This window comes from Mesorhizobium sp. M0244, from assembly GCF_040321795.1.
In the GTDB taxonomy this organism is placed as follows: Bacteria; Pseudomonadota; Alphaproteobacteria; order Rhizobiales; family Rhizobiaceae; genus Mesorhizobium.
The window spans coordinates 1-16,638 of record NZ_JAMYSE010000009.1; the positions used below are offsets into that span (position 1 = coordinate 1).

Genomic DNA, 16,638 nt, shown 5'->3' on the forward strand with positions numbered 1-16,638 from the left:
CCCCCCCCCCCCCCCCCCCCCCCCCCCCCCCCCCCCCCGCGCCCCCCCCCCCCCCCCCCCCCCCCCCCCCCCCCCCCCCCCCCCCCCCCCCCCGCGCCAGGTTGAAGGGCTCCAGGATCAATAGATCTTGGAGAACTTTTCGATGTTCGACTTGTCGAACTGGAAGGGCGGAGCCATCGCAGCCGAGTTGGTGTCGTCGAGCGTGACCTTGCCGACACGGCCGATCGACAGCGTCGCGCCCGGCTTGGCTTCTTCCTTCTTCACCGCCAGATCATGGGCGAGGTAGACGGCGGAATAGCCGAGATCGATCGGGTTCCACAGCGCAACCGCCTGCGAAGCGCCATTGTCGATGAACTTCTTGAACTCCGACGGCAGCGCTAGGCCGGTGACGTTGACCTTGCCGATCAGGCCTTCGTCGGTCACCACCTGAGCGGCGGCAACGACGCCGACCGTGGTCGGTGCGATGATCGCCTTGAGGTTCGGATAGGACTTCAGCAGGCCCTTGGCCTCGTCCGTGCTCTTGGCCGAGTCGTCGTCGCCATAGACGGTGGCGACGAGCTTGATCTTGGGGAATTTCTCCGGCAGCACCTTCTTGGCCGCATCGATCCAGGCGTTCTGGTTGGTCGCGGTGGACGAAGCCGACAGGATGGCGACGTCGCCGCCTTCCGGCAGGTAGTCGGCGGCAAGCTTGATAATGGTCTCGCCGATCAGGTTGGTGTCGGAGGGGTTGAGGTGAAGCTGGCGGCCTTCCGGCGCGACGCCTGAATCCCACGAGATGACGGTGATGCCGCGTTCCATCGCCTTCTTCAGCGCCGGTACTAGCGCGTCGGCGTCATTGGCAGAAATGGCAATGGCATTGACCTTCTGGGCGATCAGCGAATTGACCACTTCGATCTGCGCTTCGGCGGTCGCCTTGGTCGGGCCGGTATAGATGATCTCGACATCGCCGAGTTCCTTGGCCGCCTCTTCGGCGCCCTTGTTGGCGGCGTCGAAGAAGCCGTTGCCGAGCGACTTCACCACCAGCGCAATCTTGACGTTTTCGGCATAGGCAGCATTCACGAACATGGCGGCGGAGAACGCCGCCGTAATCATCAATTTCTTCAGAAAGCTCATCGAATATCCTCCCTTGAGCGTTGCATTCCATCGCCGCTGCGGGCGTGAGTTTTTCTCAGGCCTGCAGCGAAGATTCTTCCTTGTTGCTTGCCGTTGTGCGGGCGACGATCAGCGTCACACCGGCGGTCTCCAGCATCTTGGCCTCGCGATCCTCGATGCCGTCGTCGGTGATCACCGTGGCGATGCGCGACAGGCCGCACAGGATCAGACTCGAGCGTTTGCGGAATTTCGAGGAATCGACCAGCACCACCAGCTCGTCTGCCTGGTCGATCAGCTTCTGCTCGGCCTGGATCAACAGTGGGTCGCCTTCCATCAGACCCAGCGGTCCCAGTCCCTGCGCGCCCATGAACATGCGGCGCGCGTAGAAATTGCGCGTCACGTCATTGTCGAAGGGCGACAGGATGATGTTCTGCTCGCGGTAGATGGTTCCGCCCGACAGCATCACCGTGTTCTTGGAATGCCTGAGCAGGTGCTCAGCAATCGGAAAGGAATTGGTGAAGATCGGCATGCGGCGGCCGGTCAGGAAATGCACCATCTGGAAGGTGGTGGTGCCGCCATTGATGATGATCGGCTCGCCATCCTTGCAGAGTTCCACGGCTTCCCGCGCGATTGCCCGCTTCTGCGAGGCGTTGATGGTCTCGTTGACGGAAAACGGCCGGCCGGCAAGGCCGATGAACTGCGGCGGCGACAGCGCCTCGGCACCGCCGCGCACCCGGCGCAGGCGCTTTTGCACATGCAATGCCGCGATGTCGCGCCGGATCGTCGCCTCGGACGATTCCGTCAGGTCGACCATCTCCTGCACCGTCACCACAGGTTTTTCCTGGACGGCGGACAGAATGATCCTGTGGCGCTCTTTCTCGTGCATGGTTCCTCCCTGCTTGAGCATCTAGGCACCCAAAGCGCGCAGTGTCAATCATTTCCGATCAGATAATTTCATTGTGCAATGCAATATGATTGATATTGATCGTTTGTGATTGACAAGACAGCCGCTTGCGTAGAAATTCGGGCAAAAGGGACCCGCGTCGTTTGCGTGTCCCAAAGGGAGGATACCTATGCTCGACAAGCGCTCCGGCACGCGCCTCGCCAATCTTTGGGATGAGGCGAAAGCCCAGGCAATGAGCGAGCCGGAACGTCTCGTCTATCGCTCGAACGTTCTTGGCTCCGACAAGCGCGTCACCAATTATGGCGGCGGCAACACCTCCTCCAAGATCTGGCAAAAGGATCCGCTCACCGGCGAGAGCGTGGAAGTGCTGTGGGTCAAGGGCTCGGGCGGCGACAGCGCCTCGATCAAGCTCGACGGTTTCGCCACGCTCTACATGGATAAATTGCGCGCGCTGAAGGGTCTCTATCGCGGCCTCGAGCATGAGGACGAGATGGTCGGCTATCTGCCGCATTGTACTTTCAATCTCAACCCACGCGCGGCCTCGATCGACACGCCGCTGCATGCCTTCGTGCCGAAGCCGCATGTCGATCATATGCACCCCGACGCCATCATCGCCATTGCCGCCGCCAAGGATTCGCAGGCGCTGACCAAGGAGATCTTCGGCGACACGATCGGCTGGCTGCCATGGAAACGTCCGGGATTCGAGCTCGGCCTATGGCTGGAGAAATTCTGCCTCGAGAACCCCGACGCCAAGGGTGTTGTGCTGGCAAGCCATGGCCTGTTCAGCTGGGGCGACACACCGAAGGAATGCTACGAGACGACGATTTCGGTGATCAACCAGGCGATTGACTGGTTCGAGCGCAAGAGCCAGGGCAAGCCGATCTTCGGCGGCGAAGTGGTCAAATCGCTCGACGCGCCGGCGCGTCGCGCGGTGGCCGCAAAACTGATGCCGAGTATCCGCGGCCTGATCTCGGAGAAAAGCCACAAGCTCGGCCATTTCGACGATTCGCCCGCCGTGCTCGAATTCGTCAATTCCAAGGATTTGCGGCCACTGGCCGCACTTGGCACGTCCTGCCCGGACCATTTCCTGCGCACCAAGATCCGGCCGCTGGTCATCGAGTTCGATCCCAAGGCGCCCGACGTCGATGCCGTCATTGCCCGTCTTGCCGATGATGTGGCGGAGTATCGCGTCGGCTATCAGGCCTATTATGACCGCTGCAAGCACGCGGATTCGCCATCGGTGCGCGATCCCAATGCCGTGGTCTATCTGATGCCAGGCGTCGGCATGTTCACCTTCGCCGGCGACAAGGCGACGGCGCGCATTTCGGGCGAATTCTACGTCAACGCTATCAATGTCATGCGCGGCGCCTCGACGGTGTCGACCTATGTCGGCCTGCCCGACCAGGAAGCTTTTGATATTGAATACTGGCTGCTCGAAGAGGCAAAGCTGCAGCGCCTGCCGAAACCAAAAGCCCTTGCCGGCCAGATCGCGCTGGTCACCGGCGGCGCCGGCGGCATCGGCCGGGCCACCGCCAACCGGCTGCTGCGCGAGGGCGCCTGCGTCGTGCTGGCCGATATCGACGAGGCAGCCCTTGCCAGCGCCAATGACGAGCTTGCCAAGGCCTATGGCAAGGATTTCGTGCGGCCCGTCGTCATCAACGTCACGTCTGAAGATCAGGTAATCTCCGGCTTTGCCGAGACGGCGGTCGAGTTCGGCGGCATCGACATCCTGGTCTCCAATGCTGGCCTGGCATCCGCTGCGCCGATCGAAGAAACCACGCTGGCGCTGTGGAACAAGAACATGGACATCTTGTCGACCGGCTATTTCCTCGTTTCGCGCGAGGCTTTCCGGCTGTTTCGCGCGCAAAAAATCGGCGGCAACGTGGTCTTCGTCGCCTCCAAGAACGGGCTTTCCGCATCGCCCAACGCCGCCGCCTATTGCACGGCCAAGGCCGCCGAGATCCATCTGGCGCGCTGCCTGGCGCTGGAAGGCGCGGAAGCACAGATCCGGGTCAATGTCGTCAATCCCGACGCCGTGCTGCGCGGCTCGAAGATCTGGACCGGCGAGTGGAAGGAACAGCGCGCCGCCGCATACAAGATGTCGACCGACGATCTCGAAGAGCATTACCGCTCGCGCTCGATGCTGAAGCGGTCGGTATTCCCCGAGGACATCGCCGAGGCGATCTACTTCTTCGCCTCCGACATGTCGGCCAAGTCGACCGGCAACATCGTCAATGTCGACGCTGGCAACGCCCAGAGCTTTACTCGGTAATAGTTTGAAGGCGGCGCTGCCCCTCACCCTTACCCTCTCCCCGTAACGACGGGGAGAGGGGGTCGCCAACGCCGGAGCGCTTCCCTTCTTCCCGTCTCTCTACGGGGAGAAGGTGCCGGCAGGCGGATGAGGGGCAGCGCCAACCGAACGCATTTGGGAGGAAACGCAGTGTCCGAAACCATTATCTCCGCCGATGTTGTCGAGAAAGACAACGCGGCACGCAAGGCCGACCTCGAACGCGATTATGACTCGCTCGGCGAGCGCCTCGACCGCCGCGGCATCGCCATCGACGCCATCCGCGACAGGGTCGAGAAATTTGCCGTGGCCATTCCGTCCTGGGGCGTCGGCACCGGCGGCACCCGCTTTGCCCGCTTTCCCGGCGCCGGCGAGCCGCGCGACATTTTCGACAAGATCGAGGATTGCGCCGTCATCCGGCAGTTGACGCAGGCAACGCCGACCGTCTCGCTGCATATTCCGTGGGACAAGGCCGATCCGAACCGGCTGAAGCAGGCCGCATCGCGCTTTGGACTCGGCTTCGACGCCATCAACTCCAACACCTTTTCCGACGCCAGCGACCAGAAACTTTCCTATAAGTTCGGCTCGCTGTCGCATGCCGATGCCGCGACGCGCCAGCAGGCGGTCGAGCACAATCTCGAATGCATCGAGATCGGCAGCACGCTGGGCTCGAAGGCGTTGACGGTGTGGATCGGCGACGGCTCCAACTTTCCCGGCCAGGTCAATTTCGCCAAGGCGTTCGAGCGTTATCTCGACGCGATGAGGGAGATCTATGCCGGACTGCCGAGCGACTGGAAGCTGTTCACCGAGCACAAGATGTACGAGCCGGCCTTCTATTCGACGGTCGTGCAGGACTGGGGCACCAACTACATCATCGCCAAAGAGCTCGGCGACAAGGCGTTTTGCCTGGTTGACCTCGGCCATCACGCGCCCAACGTCAACATCGAGATGATCGTCTCGCGGCTGATACAGTTCAAAAAACTCGGCGGCTTCCATTTCAACGATTCGAAATATGGCGACGACGACCTCGACGCCGGCTCCATCGATCCCTACCGGCTGTTCCTGGTCTTCAACGAGCTGGTCGATGCCGAACTCTCAGGTGCCGAAGGTTTCGATCCGGCCCACATGCTCGACCAGAGCCACAACGTCACCGATCCGATCGAAAGCCTGATGTTGTCGGCAGTTGAGGTGCAGCGCGCCTATGCGCAGGCGCTGCTGGTCGACCGCGAGGCGCTTCAAGGCTTCCAGGACGCCAATGACGCGCTGATGGCGACGCAGACGCTGAAAGCCGCCTACCGCACCGATGTCGAGCCGATCCTCGCCATGGCGCGGCTGAAGACCGGCGGCGCCATCGATCCGGTCGCCGCCTACCGCGCCGCCGGCTACCGGGCGAAGGTCGCAGCAGAACGGCCGGCGGTGGCGAGCGTCGGCGGCGGGATTGTTTGAAGCTGGGGTGAAAATGGAAAACCCGCCACGAAGGGCGGGTCGTTTGAGCCAATTGGCACCACAGCCAGATTAGTAGCATAGCTGCCGGCACAAAGCAAGAACAAATTGCTGAAACGGGAAAAAATTCTGAGAGCCGCAATGAAGCGTGGCCTTGCTGCCAACGCGGCGGCGCTCAGCGGCATCAGTCAAAGATCGCAACGGTGATTACGCAGCGAACCGGCACCAGCATACGACGCCTTTCTCGCATCATTGTCAGTAGACTCGACCTCCCCAAACGGCTTTCCTAGGCTCACCCCAAGCCTCGGAGAACGGCCATGCATTCCACCCGCCGCACCCTGATAGCCGTCAGCCTTTCCCTCACCCTGACTTTTGTCCCGTTCCTCGCCTTTGCCGCCTCGCCGCAGCCGGCGAAGGGCGAGCACGGCATGGTTGTGACCGCCCAGCATCTTGCGTCTGAGGTCGGCATCGAGGTGCTGAAGAAGGGCGGCAATGCCGTCGATGCCGCGGTCGCCGTCGGCTATGCGCTGGCCGTGGTCTATCCGACCGCCGGCAATATCGGCGGCGGCGGCTTCATGACCATCCGCTTCAAGGACGGCCGTTCGACCTTCCTCGATTTCCGCGAGCGCGCGCCGTTGGCCGCGACCAAAACCATGTATCTCGACAAGGACGGCAAGCCGGTGAAGGGCGCCAGTCTTGACGGCTATCTGGCGGTCGGCGTGCCGGGCTCGGTTGCCGGTTTCGAGATGGCACGGGACCAATACGGCACGCTGACGCGGCAGGATTTGCTGGCGCCGGCCATCCGCTTTGCCGAGGAAGGCTTCGTGCTGGAGCAGGGCGATGCGGCCTCGCTCCAGGGCGGCGCGGAGCGGTTGGCGAGGGATCCAGCGGCGGCGGCCATTTTCCTCAAGCCGGACGGCAAGCCTTATGCCATTGGCGAGCGCCTTGTTCAGCCCGATCTCGCGGCTTCGCTTGCCGCCGTTTCCGAACGCGGTGCGGATGCCTTCTACAAAGGCGCGATCGCCGACGCCATCGTCAAGGCGAGCGGCGCAAAGGGCGGCATCCTGGCCAAGGCGGATTTCGAAAACTATGCGGTGCGCGAGCTCAAGCCGGCGACCTGCAATTATCGCGGCTACGAGATCATTTCCTCGCCGCCGCCGAGCTCCGGCGGCGTCATCATCTGCGAGATACTCAACGTGCTTGAGTTCTATCCACTGTCCTATCTCGGCGCCGGCTCGGCCGAGACGGTTCACGTCATGGTCGAGGCGATGCGCCATGCCTATGTTGACCGCAATTCGGCGCTCGGCGATCCCGGCTTCGTCGACAACCCGGTCGCAAAACTGCTCGACAAGAATTACGCCAGGGAAATCCGCGAAAAGATCGATCCGTTCCGGGCCGGCGTGTCGCAGGAATTGATGCCGAAGGGCTTTGGCGAGAGCAGCGAGACAACGCATTATTCGATCATCGACAATGACGGCAACGCCGTCGCGGTAACCTACACGCTGAACGGGCCTTGCGGCGCCGGCGTCGTCGCCGGCGGCACCGGCATCTTGCTCAACAACGAGATGGACGACTTCACCCAGAAACCCGGCGTGCCCAATCTCTATGGCCTGGTCCAGGGCGAGGCGAACGCGATTGCGCCGAAAAAGACGCCGCTGTCGTCGATGAGCCCGACCATCCTCGCCAAAGACGGCAAGCCGTTCATGGTCATCGGCAGCCCTGGCGGTTCACGCATCATCACCATCACGCTGGAGGCGATCGTCAACGTCATCGACCACGGCATGAACATCCAGGAGGCGATCGATACGCCGCGCATCCATCACCAATGGTTGCCCGACACGGTCTATATCGAACCTTTCGGCCTGTCGCCCGACACCGAAAAGCTGCTTACCGGCATGGGCTACCACCTCGATCTTGCCGACACGACCTGGGGCCAGGCGGCCGGCATCCTGGTCGGCGGCAAGAGCCTGACGGAAATCGAGAAGGGTGGTGGCGCCCGCTACAACGGCGCCATCGACAGCCGCGCCGCATCCGGCGAGGCTATCGGGTATTAGACGATGATCCCAAACCGAAGGTCAGCGCAGCAAAAAGTGCAAACCGTTTTCAGGATCACGGTCAACAGGAAGATTTCGCCTTGAATCAGGTGACCAGCGCGATCGTGGACGCAATCAGCATCAGCGCCGCGACGCCGACGAACAGCGCGTAGATGCGCGGCCGGTCGAGCAGAAGCGCATTGCCGGAGATCCATGCGGCGGTGGCGCCGCCAAGCGCGAAAAAGAAGGTGCTGCGGCGCCCGAAGCTCAAGCCGGCGGCCATCAGGCCGCCGATGATCAGGGCGCCGAACACGATGATCACGGCGACTGCGTATTTTTCGAAATCGTTGCTGCCGGCGCTCGGGCCGATCGCGTTCAACCTCGACAGGTCGTCCGGATCGAACGGGCTGGTCGACCCATATTCGTCTTGACCGACAGGCTCATGCATCATTCGTTCTCCGCAAACTGGCAGCAAATCATCAAGCCTCGCCGAGCGCAACCGCTCGTCGAATGTGATCGGCACGGTGTTCAACACTTTCTGGCGGCGGCTTGCCAGAGTTTTTTGGGTTCGTGCTTGATCGCCCCGCTGCCAGGCCCGGTCAAGTGCTTTGCCGGAGCTGAATCTTCAGGCGGCAGTGGCCATGGGCTGCGTCGCCTGAACGGAAGCTCCAAGCACCGCCTGCGCGGTGTCGGCCTGCTTTTCATCGACATGCGCCAGCACCAGGATCACACCTTGTGCGGCATCCGGCTGGCCCGGCTGCTTGCTGATATCGGACAATGTCCCGAGAAGTCTGCCGATAACGCAGCCCAAGACTGCACCGACGAGGGCCGATTCAAGCCATCCCGCGCCGAGGGGATCGATGCCGGGGAGATCAAAGGCGCCGAGGCCGGCCAACAAACCGGCTGCCGCGCCAAGAGCGGCACCGGTGCCTGGATCGCGCAAGACGGCGCCGATTTCGTCATCGTAGGGTCCGATGACACTGATCTCCTGGCGGCCAATTCCAGCCGCCTGAAGCGCTGCGACGGCACGCGCCGCCTGGTCATTGGAATCAAAAAGTCTGCTGATGGTTCGCATTGAAACTGCCTGTTAGGCCCGGCCTTTCCAGAGTGGGGGCAGGGTTCTTGCTGGCTGACGTTGAAAACTGCCCAACACATACGTCGCCCACCGCTCATTTCTGAGCAGCGGGCGACGGCTGCCCGAGCATTCACGTCAATCGATGATCTTGACGATCTTGCGCGTGCCTGGGTCGACGACGACGGTGCGGTTGTCAACGACGACATATCGATATTTGACGGTGGGGACCTCATGAAGTTCGACAGTGTCGGGGAGCGTTGAGCCGATATTGAGCTCCACCCCAGGGATTTTCACCGAGGCCAGCGGCTGCTTTTTCACATACTCCTTGATGACCGTTTCCTGCTGCGGTTCGATGACAACGTCTTGCGCCGCAGCGGCGCCGACACCTGCCAGAAGCAAAAGTCCCGCTGCCGCGGTGGAAAGATGCATTCTCATGGTCGTCTCCTTTGCGAACTCGGGACGCTCTTCGCGCCAAGGCTCATTCGAACGGAAGGCAGCTGAAAACGTTCCGTCGACGGGGCTTCGGTCCCACCCGAGCGGGACCAATCGACGTGTTGTCGCAGGACCTAAGTCTGATCCTTGCGGGCAAAGGGCGGGGCCGTCGCGCAGCCCGGAACCGCCACGGCTCGTACCCGTTGCTGGTTGCACGTTTCGGGAGGATTCCGTGGAAAAATGTAGACGGCCGCCGGTCGCTCGCACCGATCTTCGCTGTTTCCACTCCGATCGAACCCGGCATCTGCGCAGCCCCGTCCCTTCCTGCGCCGATAGGGTTCGCGCGTCACTTTTATGGCGGCGAACCCGCAAATTGCAGCGTGCTTCCGACCAAAATTGACCCTGAGGCGAGGAGAAATGAAATGGCCGACGACAAGAGCAAGCGAGACTTCAGCGACCGCAACCGCGTTTCGGCGGATGAGTATTATGAGGTCGAATATTTCGCGCGGGAAAATGGTATTTCGCCCAGCCAGGTGAGCAAGCTGATCAAAAGGACCGGTGGCGACCGGATGATCCTCTCGCAGGCGGTGAAAGCATTGCGCGAGCGCAAGTGAGATGCCGGCGAAGCCGACGGCTGGAAAGGCACTGATCGCGATCGGCCGAGATCCCGGCCAGCCATCGACAACGTGCCCAGATGCCGACGCTTCGGCCAAGCGCAATGCCCGTTTACTTCTTCGATTCCGATGAAGACGGAATCGTCTATTCCGACGATCAGGGAACGTTATGTGACGATTTCTCGCTGGTCAGGAAAGAAGCCCTTCGCACATTGGCCGAGATGGCCAGGGATGGCCTTCCTCACCGTAGGATCACAGTCAAAGTCCGGGACGGCCATGACGGTCTGGTCCTTGAAGTGGCCTTGACCTTTGCCGTCGAAACGCGGCGTTTCGGCGAGCAGATTTTCCGAATCAACTTGCGCACGAGCTGACGGCTCGATCGTCATCGCGCCGACTATGCCACGTGCCGCGCCGAAATTTCTGGTGCAGACGGCATCTTCCTCAAGGCGGAACATTAGAAGTTTCTAATAGTTATCTCTGCGCAGCGGGAACCTCCCGGGTTTCTGCTGCAGATCGGGCCGCAACCCGATCGGCCCGCGCCCTCCGCCAGAGGCGCGGGCTTCGTTTGTTTAGCCGATGCGCCACGCCGCGCGGCGGCCGCATATTGGAAACCTGCGGGAGCATTAGTAGCATAAGTCGCTACCGCGGCGCCCTGGCGCCCAGGCAACGGAGCCCGTCGTCCGACAGGGCGGCGGGCTTTTTGACGCGGGTCGATCATCACGCAACCGGTGGAAATCTAGCTGGGAGAGCGGGCCGGCGCCACTTCGTGTGGCGTGGGGTAAGGTGCCTAATGCAGCGCCGGCCAAGCGGAAATCAGGTCCGCCGCAGCCAGATAGTAGCCGCGTTCGCACGGCAGGTAATTGCGTGATCGCGGAAGGTACTGCCCGGGAAGCCAGCCCATTGCAGAGCACTCGCCACGAGCCCGGCCTGTGCAGCGGCCGACCGAGGCATTCATTCATTCTGACGATGCACCCGACGCCCGGACGGCGGAAATTGAGCGCCGCGCTAGCTCTCGACTGCAGCGGCCGGCGGTGTTCCCTGCAGATTTCGGATGAAAGGCTATTCTACCCTGTTGCGCCTAGATTCTTATCAGACCGTGGCAAGGATTGCTTTTCCCGTCGCGTTTGCCGGCGTTCTGCTGTTCGCCCTTTTGCCGGAGCGGGTCTTGCAGGGTCTTGGCCTCGCTTTCACGTTTGATCACGACAAGCTCAATCACGCCGCCGCCTTCGTCGTCCTGGCGGCTCTCGGAAGTCTCGGCTGGCCGGAACACAAGGCAAAGCTGATCGGACTCCTCGTTCTTACGGGCGCAGTGATCGAGGGTCTTCAGGCTGCGCAACTGATAGGGCGCGACCCGGATCTGTTCGACTGGGTGGCCGACTGCGCCGGAATGGCGTGCGGGCTGATAATTGCAGGCTGCACAAGGCGGGTCGCCGGCGGATTGCCATAGCTCGAAAGCGCATAACGGCGCCGGCGTACTCGCGCTCCAATATTGTGAAAATGGCCGGCGTCACTTGGGGGGCGCGTTGGGGTAAGTTGCCTGATGGACGCCGGCCAGGCGGAAAAATCATGTCCGCCGCAAAGCAATGTAGCAGCAATGGCAAGGCGCGACAGTGGCGTGATCGCGGAAGGTCCGCGTTCGCTTTTCTCGCTTTCCCCCGTGTGATGACCCATTATGGGTCATCAAGCCTGGCACCTGAATTGCACCGTAGTCAATGCCGGGGAACACCCCGGCAATCGTCCCCGAATATGGGGCCTCGCCGCTTCGCGAATGGAGCGGCGGGCCTTTTTTGCCGGATGCACGGCCGCCGCGGCGCTTGAAAATTGGATGCCACCAACTTGGTCGCTCATGGTCAGGATCGGGGTGATGAAGACCTTCGTTTGCTCGGGACCAGGAATCCCCCTTTTAGTAACTCCAACGCGTCGAGTGCCTCTTCATCCTGCAAATTTGTCAGAGCCACCCCGTCTGCGAAGACAACCTTATCGTGGTCTATATCGTAGACCTCCCAAAGCCCGTCCTTAATCCTTCGGATGGCGTGCCGACTCTCCATAAGCAGAAGCTAATTGAGTCTCGGAAATGGTGGGTACAAAAAGTCGAGAAACGGCCGACATTAGTAGTGGAAAACTTAGGGAGCGCTCCCGCGGCAACCTGCGCCGCGAAATCGGCGACTTCGCCAAGGAAATCGCGCGGCCAAATGCGAATGCTGCTCAATCTTAAGTGGGATCCTGATACAATCCCCTATGGCCGTCCGAATAGTGGTTGTTCTGGCGCTTCTTTTCGCCTTCGCCTACGGATTCGCAAAACTCGTGGAACGCTATGGCAGCGTTGGCGATCGACCCTCTGCATGTGAGGAATGGCCGCAACCTGATTGCCCAGACCCGAACGCGCCGCCTGCAGAGTAGCGGGTCGTCCATCTGCTCCCAGTCTGCAACATGGCGCGACTTGAAGTGCCGACTTTACCGACCAGACACATGGGGCGATGCATTGGTTTTAATTGGAAAAGTGGTGCCCAGAGGCGGATTCGAACCACCGACACGCGGATTTTCAGTCCGCTGCTCTACCAACTGAGCTATCTGGGCCTGCCCGGCGGGCGGTCTGCACACCGGGTTCATGAAAGCGCCGTCGGCACCCCTTGAAAGCGCGTGGGTTATAGCACGGGAATTCGGCCTGTCCAGCGCTTAGAGCATGATCCCGAAAGTGAATCCGGTTTTCGGAAAAGATCATGCTCAAACAAAAAGCCGGAACCTATTCCATCCGATTCTATCCGGATGGAACAGGCTCTAGACATTGATTTTCAGGCAGAAACGAATGGGGATTTCAGGCAGAAACGAATGGGCCTGCGTCGGGGCCAATTCACCGGCCGCGGTCAGGCCGGGCAAGCCGACCCAAGCTTGCGGAAAACACAGGTGACGGCGCTATTTCTGGTCGTCGCTCTCGTCCTCGTCGTCGCGGCCCGGGATGACATAGACACCCTTCAGCCAGCGGTTGAGGTCGATATCCTTGCAGCGCTTCGAGCAGAACGGATAGGTATCGCGTGCCGAAGGCTTGCCGCATTCCGGGCAGGGCCGCTTGGGCCGCAACGGCGTGACCTTGTCGTCCGAGCTCATATCCGCGCACCCGACAGCCAGTTGGCGTGCACCTTGAAGCCTTCGCCGCTGAGCAGCGCCACCGTCTCGTAGAGCGGCAGGCCGACGACGTTGGTGTAGGAGCCGACAAGCTTGACGACAAAGGCGCCGGCAAGCCCCTGGACGGCATAGCCGCCGGCCTTGCCGCGCCATTCTCCGGACGCGATATAGGCGTCGATCTCCTCGCGCGGCAGCCGTTTGAAGCGCACCCTGGTCTCGACCAGCCGCAGGCGCAGCTTGCCGCCCGGCGTGATCAGGCAGATGCCGGAATAGACCCGGTGCGAACGGCCGGACAGAAGGCCGAGGCAGTTGGCGGCGTCGTCGAGCGTCTCGGCCTTGGGCAGGATGCGCCGCCCGACGGCGACCACCGTGTCGGCCGCCAGCACGAAGCTCGGCGCGCAGTCGGTCTCGCTCTTCAGCGAGGCCAGCGCCTTCTCGGCCTTCTGCGTCGCCAGGCGTTTGGCCAGCGAGCGCGGGTGCTCGGCGCGCAGCGGCATCTCGTCGACATCGGCGGGCAGCACACGATCCGGCTCGATGCCGGCCTGCTGCAACAGCTCGATCCGGCGCGGCGAACCCGAGGCAAGCACGAGCTTCTGCAAAATGCCCATCGCGATCCCGGCCGGGTCCTTGAACTTACTTGAAGCGGTAGGTGATGCGACCCTTGGTCAGGTCGTAGGGCGTCATCTCGACCAGGACCTTGTCGCCGGTCAAAACGCGGATGCGGTTCTTGCGCATGCGGCCGGCCGTATGGGCGATGATTTCATGTTCGTTTTCGAGCTTGACCCTGAACATCGCGTTGGGCAGCAATTCCGTGACGACACCCGGAAATTCGAGGACTTCTTCCTTCGGCATTCGATACCTTTGCTTGGATGGGTACTTCCAGCGCCCCGGCCGGAAAGTTGCGCGGAACCTATATGATAAACGTCCGCTTGTGAACATGCTTAATCCGCGGCGTTTTTAGCCCCGTTGCTGAGGAATCGGCGGCCGATCTGCGCCTTCAGCCGCTCGCGTACGTCGCGATAGGCGGCCATGATCTGTTCGCGCGTTCCGCTGACGCCGGTCGGATCGGGCATCGGCCAATATTCGACCTCGACGGCCAGCGAGCGGGTGAGCTCGAGCGCGGTGTGGTGGGCTTCCGGCGCCAGCGTCACGATCAGGTCGAAATAGTCGTCCTCGAGGTCGTCCATCGTTCTCGGGTGCCGTTCGCCGAGCGACAGTCCGTCCTCGGCCAGCACGGCGTCGACGAACGGATCGCGCTCACCGCCGCGCACCCCGGCCGAGGCGACGAAAGTCGTCGGCGGAAGCACCTTGCGCGCCAGCAGTTCGGCCATCGGCGAGCGCACGGCGTTCATGCCGCAGACAAACAGGATCGAGCGGGGCAGGATCGAGCGGGGCAGCGGGGCGGCCAGTGTCAGCCTCGCCAGTGCAGCACGCAGATCAGCGTGAACAGCCGGCGCGCCGTGTCGAAATCGATGTCGATCTTGCCGGCAAGCCGGTCCATCAGCGTCTGCGAGCCTTCATTGTGCAGGCCGCGCCGGCCCATGTCGATCGCCTCGATATGGCTGGGCGTCGCCGTGCGGATGGCGTCGTAATAGCTCTCGCAGATCATGTAGTAATCCTTGACGATGCGCCGAAGCGGCGTCAGCGACAGGATGTGGGTGACGACGGCCGCGCCGTCCTCGCGCGTCACCGCAAACACCAGGCGGGATTCGGCCAGCGACAGCTTCAGCCGGTAAGGGCCGGCGCCGTCGTCATTGACCGGCTGGAAGCGGTTTTCCTCGATCAGGTCGAAGATCGCCACCGCCCGCTCATGCTCGACATCGGGCGTCGAGCGGCCGATCGTCTCGTCGAGCTCGACATCGATCAGCCTGGCGTTTGTATGGTCGTAGTCCGACATCGCTACATGTTCAGCCGTATGGCGACGGAGCGTCCATGCGCATCGAGCCCTTCCGCCTTGGCCAGCGTGATCGCCGCCGGCGCCAGCGCCCGCAATTGCTCCGGCCCGAGCTTCAGGATCGAGGTGCGCTTGACGAAATCGAGCACCGAAAGCCCGGACGAGAAGCGCGCCGAGCGCGCCGTCGGCAGCACGTGGTTGGAGCCGCCGACATAGTCGCCGATGGCTTCCGGCGTATGGCGGCCGAGAAACACCGCACCGGCATTGCGCATCCGCGCCAGGAAAGCCTCGGAGTCGTCGATGGCAAGCTCGACATGTTCGGCGGCGATGCGGTCGACCAGCGGCAGTGCTGCCTCGATCGTCGGCACCAGGATCACGGCGCCGAAATCGCGCCAGCTCGCCGCCGCCGTCTCGGCGCGCGGCAGGCTCCGCAACTGGCGTTCGACCGCCTGTTCGACCGCTTCGCCAAAGGCAGGGTCGTCGGTGATCAGGATCGACTGGGACGACACGTCATGCTCGGCCTGGGCGAGCAGGTCGGCGGCGATCCAGTCCGGGTCGTTGCTGCCGTCGGCCACCACAAGCACTTCCGACGGCCCGGCGATCATGTCGATGCCGACCGTGCCGAACACCTGGCGTTTGGCCGCCGCGACATAGGCATTGCCAGGGCCGACGATCTTGGCGACCGGCTTTATCGTCTCGGTGCCGTAAGCAAGGGCGGCGATCGCCTGGGCGCCGCCGACGCGGTAGATTTCGGAGACGCCGGCAAGGTCGGCCGCCACCAGCACCAGCGGCGGCCCGTCGCCGCCCGACGCTGGCACCACCATGGCGATGCGCTCGACGCCGGCGACCCTGGCTGGTATGGCGTTCATCAGCACCGAGCTCGGATAACTCGCGGTGCCGCCCGGCACATAGAGCCCGACGGCCTCGATCGCCGTCCAGCGCGAGCCGAGCTCGACGCCGGCGGCATCGATATAGCGGTCGTCCTGCGGCAGCTGGCGCTGGTGATGGGAGCGGATGCGCTCGCGCGCGAATTTCAGCGCCTCGATCGTCTGCGGATCGGCTGCATCGTAGGCCTTGGCGATGTCGTCCCTGGAGACGGCAATGCCGAGCTTGGCCAAGTCGCCGCCGCCGAATTTCTGCGTGTAGGCGACCAGCGCCGCGTCGCCTTCGGCGCGTACTTTGGCGATGATCTCGCGCACTACGGCGTCGACGTCGGCCGAGACTTCTCGCTTGGTCAACAGGAAGGCGGCAAAGCGCTGCTCGAAATCGGCGTCGGACTGGCAAAGCGTGATGGCCATCGGCTCAGACCCTATGGACGGGGCGCGACGTCGCTTCCCAGGCGCCGCCGACATCGGTAAGCCGCGCTTCGATGCATTCGACGTCGAGCATGATCGCGCCGCCTCCCGAAAAGATCAGCTCGACGATGCCGGCCGGCTTGTCGAGCGCGACGAAGCTGATCGCCAGCAGCGACAGCACCTCGTCGGGCTTGTCGCGGGCAATGCCGCTGGTCTTGGCGCCGAGCACCCGGTCGAAATGCAGCACGGCTTGCCGCCGCTCATTGTGCTGGCGCAGGAAGCCGGATTTCGCCTCCCAGACGAACCGGTTCATGGTCAGCACGAATCGCTTAACCGAAGGCAGGAATTCGAGATCGCTGACCTTCATCACGGCATCCTGGACATGCGCCGAGATGATGCTCAGATCCTGATCGTCGAACGCGACAAGCTTGAGGGCATTCATGCGG

General features: G+C 62.5%; 18 protein-coding genes and 1 tRNA gene. 7 read left to right on the top strand and 12 right to left on the bottom strand.

Annotated features, from left to right (window positions below; genetic code table 11):
- Positions 1-117: 117 nt before the first annotated feature.
- Positions 118-1,113 carry a rhamnose ABC transporter substrate-binding protein gene (gene rhaS, locus NKJ08_RS09290; RefSeq protein WP_352526233.1) on the bottom strand — a complete coding sequence of 332 codons (996 nt, stop codon included), beginning with the start codon at positions 1,111-1,113 and terminating at the stop codon, positions 118-120.
- Between the two features lie 55 nt (positions 1,114-1,168).
- Positions 1,169-1,978 carry a DeoR/GlpR family DNA-binding transcription regulator gene (locus NKJ08_RS09295; RefSeq protein WP_352526234.1) on the bottom strand — a complete coding sequence of 270 codons (810 nt, stop codon included), beginning with the start codon at positions 1,976-1,978 and terminating at the stop codon, positions 1,169-1,171.
- Between the two features lie 187 nt (positions 1,979-2,165).
- On the opposite strand from NKJ08_RS09295, the gene NKJ08_RS09300 reads away from it, so the two are divergent.
- The 3 genes from NKJ08_RS09300 to ggt all read left to right on the top strand — a co-directional run bounded on the left by NKJ08_RS09300 (position 2,166) and on the right by ggt (position 7,780).
- A complete protein-coding gene (locus tag NKJ08_RS09300) occupies positions 2,166-4,268 on the top strand; it encodes a bifunctional rhamnulose-1-phosphate aldolase/short-chain dehydrogenase (protein WP_352526235.1) in 2,103 nt (700 codons plus the stop codon).
- 168 nt (positions 4,269-4,436) lie between these two features.
- The gene (gene rhaI / locus NKJ08_RS09305; RefSeq protein ID WP_352526236.1) at positions 4,437-5,729 is read left to right on the top strand and encodes an L-rhamnose catabolism isomerase; all 1,293 of its coding nucleotides are present in this window, start codon (positions 4,437-4,439) and stop codon (positions 5,727-5,729) included.
- 314 nt (positions 5,730-6,043) lie between these two features.
- Entirely contained in the window at positions 6,044-7,780 is a 1,737-nt protein-coding gene (gene ggt, locus NKJ08_RS09310) for a gamma-glutamyltransferase (RefSeq protein WP_352781673.1), read from the top strand.
- A gap of 85 nt (positions 7,781-7,865) precedes the next feature.
- Here the strand turns inward: ggt and NKJ08_RS09315 are convergent, their stop codons facing one another.
- Positions 7,866-8,210: a hypothetical protein gene (locus NKJ08_RS09315; RefSeq protein WP_198030499.1), complete on the bottom strand. Its 345-nt coding sequence runs from the start codon at positions 8,208-8,210 to the stop codon at positions 7,866-7,868.
- On the opposite strand from NKJ08_RS09315, the gene NKJ08_RS09320 reads away from it, so the two are divergent.
- Positions 8,202-8,837, top strand: coding sequence for a hypothetical protein (locus NKJ08_RS09320; protein WP_352781674.1), 636 nt, complete (start codon positions 8,202-8,204; stop codon positions 8,835-8,837). The genes NKJ08_RS09315 and NKJ08_RS09320 overlap by 9 nt on opposite strands.
- Positions 8,838-8,969: 132 nt before the next feature.
- Here the strand turns inward: NKJ08_RS09320 and NKJ08_RS09325 are convergent, their stop codons facing one another.
- Positions 8,970-9,269 carry a DUF1236 domain-containing protein gene (locus tag NKJ08_RS09325; RefSeq protein ID WP_352777861.1) on the bottom strand — a complete coding sequence of 100 codons (300 nt, stop codon included), beginning with the start codon at positions 9,267-9,269 and terminating at the stop codon, positions 8,970-8,972.
- Between the two features lie 419 nt (positions 9,270-9,688).
- Between NKJ08_RS09325 and NKJ08_RS09330 the strand changes: the two genes are divergently transcribed.
- From NKJ08_RS09330 to NKJ08_RS09340, 3 genes are all read left to right on the top strand, one after another.
- Positions 9,689-9,880 (top strand): DUF3606 domain-containing protein, encoded by a 192-nt coding sequence (locus NKJ08_RS09330; RefSeq protein ID WP_352526242.1) that lies wholly within the window; start codon positions 9,689-9,691, stop codon positions 9,878-9,880.
- 104 nt (positions 9,881-9,984) lie between these two features.
- The gene (locus tag NKJ08_RS38985; RefSeq protein ID WP_502904206.1) at positions 9,985-10,251 is read left to right on the top strand and encodes a DUF6894 family protein; all 267 of its coding nucleotides are present in this window, start codon (positions 9,985-9,987) and stop codon (positions 10,249-10,251) included.
- Positions 10,252-10,931: 680 nt separating this feature from the next.
- Positions 10,932-11,327, top strand: coding sequence for a VanZ family protein (locus NKJ08_RS09340; RefSeq protein WP_352526245.1), 396 nt, complete (start codon positions 10,932-10,934; stop codon positions 11,325-11,327).
- Between the two features lie 1,054 nt (positions 11,328-12,381).
- Here NKJ08_RS09340 and NKJ08_RS09345 read toward each other — a convergent pair.
- The 8 genes from NKJ08_RS09345 to NKJ08_RS09380 all read right to left on the bottom strand — a co-directional run bounded on the left by NKJ08_RS09345 (position 12,382) and on the right by NKJ08_RS09380 (position 16,634).
- A tRNA-Phe gene (locus NKJ08_RS09345) sits at positions 12,382-12,457 on the bottom strand.
- Between the two features lie 336 nt (positions 12,458-12,793).
- Positions 12,794-12,985 carry a DNA gyrase inhibitor YacG gene (gene yacG / locus NKJ08_RS09350; RefSeq protein ID WP_352526247.1) on the bottom strand — a complete coding sequence of 64 codons (192 nt, stop codon included), beginning with the start codon at positions 12,983-12,985 and terminating at the stop codon, positions 12,794-12,796.
- Entirely contained in the window at positions 12,982-13,611 is a 630-nt protein-coding gene (locus NKJ08_RS09355; RefSeq protein ID WP_352781675.1) for a Maf-like protein, read from the bottom strand. The genes yacG and NKJ08_RS09355 overlap by 4 nt, the downstream gene beginning before the upstream one ends.
- Before the next feature lie 25 nt (positions 13,612-13,636).
- Positions 13,637-13,855, bottom strand: coding sequence for a translation initiation factor IF-1 (gene infA, locus NKJ08_RS09360; RefSeq protein WP_006200926.1), 219 nt, complete (start codon positions 13,853-13,855; stop codon positions 13,637-13,639).
- 89 nt (positions 13,856-13,944) lie between these two features.
- The gene (locus NKJ08_RS09365) at positions 13,945-14,412 is read right to left on the bottom strand and encodes an arsenate-mycothiol transferase ArsC (RefSeq protein WP_352526414.1); all 468 of its coding nucleotides are present in this window, start codon (positions 14,410-14,412) and stop codon (positions 13,945-13,947) included.
- A 2-nt stretch (positions 14,413-14,414) separates the two neighbouring features.
- Complete coding sequence (locus NKJ08_RS09370) at positions 14,415-14,900, bottom strand: UPF0262 family protein (RefSeq protein ID WP_352781676.1); 486 nt, start codon at positions 14,898-14,900, stop codon at positions 14,415-14,417.
- Positions 14,901-14,902: 2 nt separating this feature from the next.
- Positions 14,903-16,195, bottom strand: coding sequence for a histidinol dehydrogenase (gene hisD / locus NKJ08_RS09375; RefSeq protein ID WP_352781677.1), 1,293 nt, complete (start codon positions 16,193-16,195; stop codon positions 14,903-14,905).
- Between the two features lie 4 nt (positions 16,196-16,199).
- On the bottom strand, positions 16,200-16,634 hold the full coding sequence (locus tag NKJ08_RS09380) for a DUF2948 family protein (RefSeq protein WP_352526252.1): 435 nt from the start codon (positions 16,632-16,634) through the stop codon (positions 16,200-16,202).
- Positions 16,635-16,638 lie beyond the last annotated feature (4 nt).

Coding starts and splice junctions, on each gene's coding strand:
- rhaS (WP_352526233.1), bottom strand. CDS start 1,113: ATGAGCTTTCTGAAGAAATTGATGATTACGGCGGCGTTCTCCGCCGCC.
- NKJ08_RS09295 (WP_352526234.1), bottom strand. CDS start 1,978: ATGCACGAGAAAGAGCGCCACAGGATCATTCTGTCCGCCGTCCAGGAA.
- NKJ08_RS09300 (WP_352526235.1), top strand. CDS start 2,166: ATGCTCGACAAGCGCTCCGGCACGCGCCTCGCCAATCTTTGGGATGAG.
- ggt (WP_352781673.1), top strand. CDS start 6,044: ATGCATTCCACCCGCCGCACCCTGATAGCCGTCAGCCTTTCCCTCACC.
- NKJ08_RS09320 (WP_352781674.1), top strand. CDS start 8,202: ATGCATCATTCGTTCTCCGCAAACTGGCAGCAAATCATCAAGCCTCGC.
- NKJ08_RS09315 (WP_198030499.1), bottom strand. CDS start 8,210: ATGATGCATGAGCCTGTCGGTCAAGACGAATATGGGTCGACCAGCCCG.
- NKJ08_RS09325 (WP_352777861.1), bottom strand. CDS start 9,269: ATGAGAATGCATCTTTCCACCGCGGCAGCGGGACTTTTGCTTCTGGCA.
- NKJ08_RS09330 (WP_352526242.1), top strand. CDS start 9,689: ATGGCCGACGACAAGAGCAAGCGAGACTTCAGCGACCGCAACCGCGTT.
- NKJ08_RS38985 (WP_502904206.1), top strand. CDS start 9,985: ATGCCCGTTTACTTCTTCGATTCCGATGAAGACGGAATCGTCTATTCC.
- NKJ08_RS09340 (WP_352526245.1), top strand. CDS start 10,932: ATGAAAGGCTATTCTACCCTGTTGCGCCTAGATTCTTATCAGACCGTG.
- yacG (WP_352526247.1), bottom strand. CDS start 12,985: ATGAGCTCGGACGACAAGGTCACGCCGTTGCGGCCCAAGCGGCCCTGC.
- NKJ08_RS09355 (WP_352781675.1), bottom strand. CDS start 13,611: ATGGGCATTTTGCAGAAGCTCGTGCTTGCCTCGGGTTCGCCGCGCCGG.
- infA (WP_006200926.1), bottom strand. CDS start 13,855: ATGCCGAAGGAAGAAGTCCTCGAATTTCCGGGTGTCGTCACGGAATTG.
- NKJ08_RS09370 (WP_352781676.1), bottom strand. CDS start 14,900: ATGTCGGACTACGACCATACAAACGCCAGGCTGATCGATGTCGAGCTC.
- hisD (WP_352781677.1), bottom strand. CDS start 16,195: ATGGCCATCACGCTTTGCCAGTCCGACGCCGATTTCGAGCAGCGCTTT.
- NKJ08_RS09380 (WP_352526252.1), bottom strand. CDS start 16,634: ATGAATGCCCTCAAGCTTGTCGCGTTCGACGATCAGGATCTGAGCATC.